The 6,110-nt window shown below is 68.3% G+C and carries 6 protein-coding genes; all 6 read left to right on the plus strand.

What is annotated here, in order from left to right:
- On the plus strand, positions 1-312 hold a 312-nt coding region (locus ACFC1R_RS38340; RefSeq protein WP_375946355.1), incomplete at its 5' end, for an oligopeptide/dipeptide ABC transporter ATP-binding protein.
- A 536-nt stretch (positions 313-848) separates the two neighbouring features.
- Positions 849-2,492 carry an ABC transporter substrate-binding protein gene (locus ACFC1R_RS38345; RefSeq protein ID WP_375946356.1) on the plus strand — a complete coding sequence of 548 codons (1,644 nt, stop codon included), beginning with the start codon at positions 849-851 and terminating at the stop codon, positions 2,490-2,492.
- Between the two features lie 225 nt (positions 2,493-2,717).
- Positions 2,718-3,614 (plus strand): ABC transporter permease, encoded by an 897-nt coding sequence (locus tag ACFC1R_RS38350; RefSeq protein WP_375946357.1) that lies wholly within the window; start codon positions 2,718-2,720, stop codon positions 3,612-3,614.
- A 10-nt stretch (positions 3,615-3,624) separates the two neighbouring features.
- A complete protein-coding gene (locus tag ACFC1R_RS38355; RefSeq protein WP_375946358.1) occupies positions 3,625-4,569 on the plus strand; it encodes an ABC transporter permease in 945 nt (314 codons plus the stop codon).
- A 53-nt stretch (positions 4,570-4,622) separates the two neighbouring features.
- A complete protein-coding gene (locus ACFC1R_RS38360; RefSeq protein WP_375946360.1) occupies positions 4,623-5,651 on the plus strand; it encodes an ABC transporter ATP-binding protein in 1,029 nt (342 codons plus the stop codon).
- A partial coding sequence (locus ACFC1R_RS38365) for an ATP-binding cassette domain-containing protein (protein WP_375946359.1) occupies positions 5,644-6,110 on the plus strand: 467 nt, incomplete at its 3' end. The genes ACFC1R_RS38360 and ACFC1R_RS38365, both read left to right, overlap by 8 nt.

Here is a 6,110-nt window from a genome sequence, read left to right on the forward strand (position 1 = left end):
GGCAAGATGGTGGAGATCGGGTCGGACGAGGAGATCTACGAGCACGCCACCCACCCGTACACGCAGGCGCTGCTGTCGGCCGTGCCGGTGCCGGACCCCAGTGGTCGCGAGCGACGCGGGCGGATCGTGCTCTCCGGGGACGTCCCCTCGCCGGCCAAGCCGCCGTCGGGCTGCCGCTTCCGCACCCGCTGCTGGAAGGCGCAGGAGCGGTGTGCTGTGGAGACGCCCGCGCTGACCGTACGGGAGTGGCTCGACGGGGCTGCCGCGCATGATTCGGCTTGTCACTTCGCGGCGGAGCGCGAGATCAAGTAGAGCGCGGCGAGCGCGAGATCGAGTAGAGCGCGGCGAGCGCGAGATCGAGTAGAGCGCGGTGGAGCGCGAGATCAAGTAGAGCGCGGCGGAGCGCGAGATCGAGTGGAGCGCGGTGGAGCGCGAGAGTAACCGGTGCGCGGCGAGCGCGAGATCAAGCAGAGCGCCACAGAGGGAAAAGAAGATCTCCAGCACGTTTTATCGCCCGGTAAATCATCGATATCCGGATGATGTTGTCCGGTATTCGATGGGCGGGAATTGGTAATTCCGTGGGCGATATGTGCTTCTCTGTCGGTCAATGGCCGGGCTTGGGTGTCCCGCGTGACAGAAAAGAGATGTGAGGAAGATTCCAAACAGGGCCGAAGGGCCCGATAGTTGCTCTGCGCGCGTCGATGGTCGCGGCGCCAACTGGGCGCACGAGCACCGATGTTGACCTCCGTCATGCCTGGAACGCCGGGTTGCGGAGAGGCTCTTCGTTCCTGCACCCCGAATCGAGAGGCAGTTGAATGAGGCTCACCGGCACAATGCGATGGACGGCAGTGGCCGCTACCACGGTCCTGGTGGTTGCGGCTTGCACCAATGGCGGTGGCTCGGGTGGCGACGGCGGAAAGCCGGCGGCGAGCGACAATGCACCGGCCAAGGACGGCGGCACCTTCCGACTGGGCATTGTCGAGCCTACCGCTATCGATCCGTACAACGTGCAGGAGTCCGAGGGCACGCTGGTCGCGCAGAATCTCTTCACCGGTCTGACCAGTGTCGACGTCAACGGCAAGATCAGCAATGCGCTGGCCGAGAGCCGGACCTCGAACGACGACTGCAGCCAGTGGACGTTCAAGATCAAGGGCGGGACCACGTTCTCCAACGGTGAGGCGGTGGACGCGGCGGCGTTCATCCGCGGCTGGACCCGGGCCGCGGCCAAGGACGCGGCCTCCGACGTGGCGTACCACCTGAACGAGATCGACGGCTTCAAGGAGCTCCAGGACGGCTCCGCGACCGCCTTCAAGGGCCTCAGCGCGCCGGACGCGACCACCCTGGTGGTCAATCTCGCCATCAAGGACTGCGAGTTCGACCTCCGCACCTTCCACACCGTGTTCAGCCCGGTGCCCAAGGAGGCCGGCCCGGCGAGCAACAAGACGTACAACGACCAGCCGATCGGCAACGGCCCGTTCAAGATGGAAGGACCCTGGCAGCACAACAGCAAGATCACGCTGGTCCGGAACGACAAGTACGCCCTGACCAAGGCCCACCTGGACCGGATCGAGATATCCATCCTGAACTCGGCCAACGCCGACCAGCTGGAGTACCAGGGCTTCCAGGCGGGGCAGTTCGACTGGGCCCGGCTGCCCACCGAGCAGCTGCCCGTCGCCAAGGCGACCTACGGGCCGAAGAACGAGTGGTTCGACTGGGACGCCAACGGCATGAACTACCTGCTGCCGATCACCTACCAGGGCCCGCTGAAGAGCAAGGAGGCCCGCCTGGCGGTCTCCTACGCGATCGACCGCGACGCCATCGTCAGCGGCGTGTTCAAGGGCTTCCGGCACACGGCGACCTCGCTGGTGCCGCCGGCCTTCAAGGACGCGTTCCAGGACGGCGTCTGCGTCAGCTGCGTCAAGCAGGACAAGGAGAAGGCCAAGGCGCTCGCCGCGCAGGCCGGCCTGACCCCCGGTACCAAGCTGTACTTCGGCTACAACACCGGTGCCGGGCACGACGCCTGGGTGCAGGCCGTCGCCCAGCAGCTCAAGGACGTGCTCGGGCTGGACGTCCAGATCGACGGGATCCCGTTCAAGGAGCTGCTGAAGAAGGAGAACACGAACAGCGCCACCGGCATGTACCGGGCGGCCTGGGGGGCCGACTACCCGACGCCCGGCAACTTCCTGGCCCCGCTGCTGGCCACCTCCTCCATCGGTGAGGACCCGGCCACCCACGACGCCACGGGCGACAACCGCGGCCGCTACAGCAACCCCGCCTTCGACGCCCTGCTGCAGAAGGCCACCGCCACCAAGGACGTCGCCGAGCGCACCAGGATCTACCAGCAGGCCGAGAAGCTCGCGATCGGCGAGGACCAGGCGCTGATCCCGCTCTTCACCCGTGGCCAGCAGCGGGTCGGCAACACCGCGAAGTGGGCGAACCTGACCTACGACTTCAACGAGAACCCGACCCTGGCCAAGGTCTCGCAGAAGTAGTCCGTCCCCTCGCGCCAGGCGTGGCCCGCTCCTGAACCCCGCGCCCCGCCGCAGTCGGCCCGAGCGGTCGCTGCACCGCCGCCCCCGCTGCCCCGACCGGGCGGCGGCGGCCCCCGTTGCCCCGTCCGACCCGGCGGTGTGCGGGGGAGAGGACGACGCCGCTCTGCCGCGACCCACAGAGAGGCCCATGCCATGGGTAGGTACCTGCTGCGAAGGACCGGACAGATGGTCGTCGTGCTGCTCGGTGCGACGCTGATCCTCTTCGCCTGCCTGTTCGTCATTCCGGGTGACCCGGTCGGCTCGCTGGCCGGCAGCGAGCGCTCCCGCGACCCCGCCGTGGTCGAGGCGCTCCACAAGCGGTACGGGCTCGACAAGCCGCTGATCGTCCAGTACGGCTCGTACGTCGGCAAGTTGGTGCAGGGCGACATGGGTGAGGACTACACCCAGCGCCGCCCGGTCGCCGAGATCCTCGGCCCCAAACTGGTCAACACGTCCAAGCTGGCCGTCGCCGCGATCGTCTTCGACGCGGTGATCGGCGCGGGAGTGGGCGTACTCGCCGCGCTCAAGCGGTACTCGGTCTGGGACACCGTCGTCACGCTGATCACCACGGTCCTGGTCGGGTTCCCGACCTTCGTGATCGGCATGCTGATGCTCAACCTCTTCGCCGTGCAGCTCAAATGGGTGCCGGTGATCGGGGATCCGAGCGATCCGGTACAGGTCGTCCTGCCGGCGGTCACGCTGGCCGTCATCGACGCGGCGCTGGTCGCCCGGCTGATGCGCGGCACCATGCTGGAGGTGCTGCGGGCCGACTACGTGAAGACCGCGATCGCCAAGGGCGTGCCCAGGCGCGAGGTGCTGCTCAAGCACGTACTGCGCAACTCGGTGATCCCGGTGGTGACGTACATCGGCATCTCGTTCGGCGGCCTGATGGGCGGCGCGATCATCACCGAGACCATCTTCAACTGGGACGGCATCGGGATGGCGATGTCCACCGCGATCCAGCAGCAGAACAACCCGATCGTGGTCGGCGTCGCCACCTGGGGCGTCGCCATCTTCGTGCTGCTCAACCTGGTCGTCGACCTGCTGTACGCGATGCTCGACCCCCGAATCCGGCTGAGCTGAGGGCGCCGAAATGACTGACGACAAGACGACCGCGACAGCCGCCGCCGGCCAGGCCGTGCCACGGCAGCGCGAGGGCGCGGATCCGGCCGGGGGCTCGGGTGAGCCGGCTGTCCGGGTGGTCAAGGAGTGGCAGGAGATCTGGCACCGCTTCGCCGCCAACAGGCTGGCGCTGGTGGGCCTGGTCCTGGTGGTCGGCCTGCTGCTGACCGCCGCCTTCGCGCCGCTGATCGCCCCGCACGACCCGCTCCGGCAGGACCTCGTGAAGACGCTCCAGCCACCCAGCGCGGACCACCTGTTCGGCACCGACATCCTCGGCCGGGACCAGCTCTCCCGGGTGATCTACGGGTCCAGGATCGCGGTCGTCGTGGGTGTGGTGTCGATCGTGCTGACGCTGTTCATCGGCATCGTGCTCGGAGCGGTCGCCGGCTACTTCGGCCGCTTCTACGACACGCTGACGATGCGCTTCGCCGACGTGTTCTTCGCCTTCCCGCTGCTGATCGGCGCCATCATCATCATCACCGTCACCGGCCGGGGGGTGTGGCCGGTGGTGCTCTCGCTGGCGATCTTCGGCTGGGCCACCGTGGCGCGACTGCTGCGCAGTTCGGTGCTCTCGGCGCGCGAGATGGACTACGTGCACGCCGCGCGGGCGCTGGGCGCGGGCCACCTGCGGGTCATCCTGCGCCACATCCTGCCCAACTCGATCGCCCCGGTCATCATCTACGGCACCTTCAACGTCGGTACCGCCGTGGTCGCGGAGGCGTCGCTCTCCTACCTCGGCGTCGGCGTCAGCCCGGAGATCCCCGAGTGGGGCAACATGCTCGCCTCCGGCCGCGGGTTCATCGGCGTGTACGACTACATGTGGACCCTTCCCTCGCTCGCCGTGGTGCTGACCTCGCTGGGCTTCATCTTCGTCGGCGACGGCGTGCGCGACGCGCTCGACCCCAAGCTGCGGTGAGCGGCATGGCATCGGCGGACGGGACGGATCCGGGAGACGGCGGGAGCGGGGCGATGGCGGAGTCGGTGGAGAACGCGGCCGGGGCGGCCCTGCTGCAGGTCGACGACCTGCAGGTGGAGTTCCGTACCCGGGACGGTGTGGCCAGGGCGGTCAACGGGGTCAGTTACGGCGTCCGGGCGGGGGAGACGCTGGCGGTGCTGGGGGAGTCCGGCTCGGGCAAGTCGGTCACCGCGCAGGCGGTGATGGGCATCCTGGACACCCCGCCGGGGCGGATAACCGGCGGCCGGGTGCTGTACCGGGGCGAGGACCTGCTCACCATGCCCGAGGAGGAGCGGCGCAGGATCCGCGGCCGGAAGATCGCGATGATCTTCCAGGACGCGCTCTCCGCGCTCAACCCGGTGTTCTCGGTGGGCTGGCAGCTCGGCGAGGTCTTCCGGGTGCACGAGGGGATGTCGAAGAAGGACTCCCTGCGCAAGGCCGTCGAGCTGATGGAGCGGGTGCGCATCCCGGCCGCCGCCCAGCGGGTGAACGACTACCCGCACCAGTTCTCGGGCGGTATGCGTCAGCGCATCATGATCGCGATGGCCATGGCCCTGCAGCCGGATCTGATCATCGCGGACGAGCCGACCACGGCGCTGGACGTCACGGTGCAGGCGCAGGTGATGGAGCTCTTGGCGGAGCTCCAGGCCGAGTACCGGATGGGACTGATCCTGATCACCCACGACCTGGGCGTGGTCGCGGATGTGGCCGACCGGATCGCGGTCATGTACGCGGGCCGGATCGTGGAGACCGCGCCGGTGCACGAGCTGTACGCGCGCCCGGCGCACCCGTACACCAAGGGCCTGCTCCGCTCGATCCCGCGCCTGGACCACAAGGGCCACGACCTGTACGCGATCAAGGGCCTGCCGCCGAGCCTGCTGCACATCCCGGCCGGCTGCGCGTTCAACCCGCGCTGCGAGCGCGCCACCGATCGATGCCGGACCGAACTGCCGCTGCTGCAGGCCGTGTCGGACGAGGACGGCGGCGACCTCCCGGGCCGCCGCAGCGCCTGCCACCTCTGGAAGGAGACCCTCCGTGGCTGAGCCGATCCTGGAGGTCAGGAAGCTGGTCAAGCACTTCCCGCTGACCCGGGGCATCCTCCTCAAGCGGCAGGTCGGAGCCGTCCGCGCGGTCGACGGCATCTCCTTCGGGCTGCACAAGGGCGAGACCCTGGGCATCGTCGGTGAGTCCGGGTGTGGCAAGTCGACGCTGGCCAAGGTGCTGATGAACCTCGAACGGGCCACCGCGGGCGAGGTGTTCTACAAGGGGGAGGAGATCTCGCGGCTGAGGGGCGCGGCGTTGCGGGCGGTGCGCCGGAACATCCAGATGGTGTTCCAGGACCCGTACACGTCGTTGAATCCGCGGATGACGGTGGGTGACATCATCGGGGAGCCGTTCGAGATCCACCCGGAGGTGGCGCCGAAGGGCGATCGCCGTAAGGCGGTTCAGGATCTGCTGGACGTGGTGGGTCTCAACCCGGAGTACATCAACCGGTATCCGCA

It is taken from the genome of Kitasatospora sp. NPDC056138, assembly GCF_042264695.1.
Taxonomy (GTDB): Bacteria; Actinomycetota; Actinomycetes; order Streptomycetales; family Streptomycetaceae; genus Kitasatospora.

Bases quoted from the DNA above. Each gene is read 5' to 3' on its own strand.
- ACFC1R_RS38355 (WP_375946358.1), top strand. From the start codon at position 3,625: ATGACTGACGACAAGACGACCGCGACAGCCGCCGCCGGCCAGGCCGTG.
- ACFC1R_RS38350 (WP_375946357.1), top strand. From the start codon at position 2,718: ATGGTCGTCGTGCTGCTCGGTGCGACGCTGATCCTCTTCGCCTGCCTG.
- ACFC1R_RS38360 (WP_375946360.1), top strand. From the start codon at position 4,623: ATGGCGGAGTCGGTGGAGAACGCGGCCGGGGCGGCCCTGCTGCAGGTC.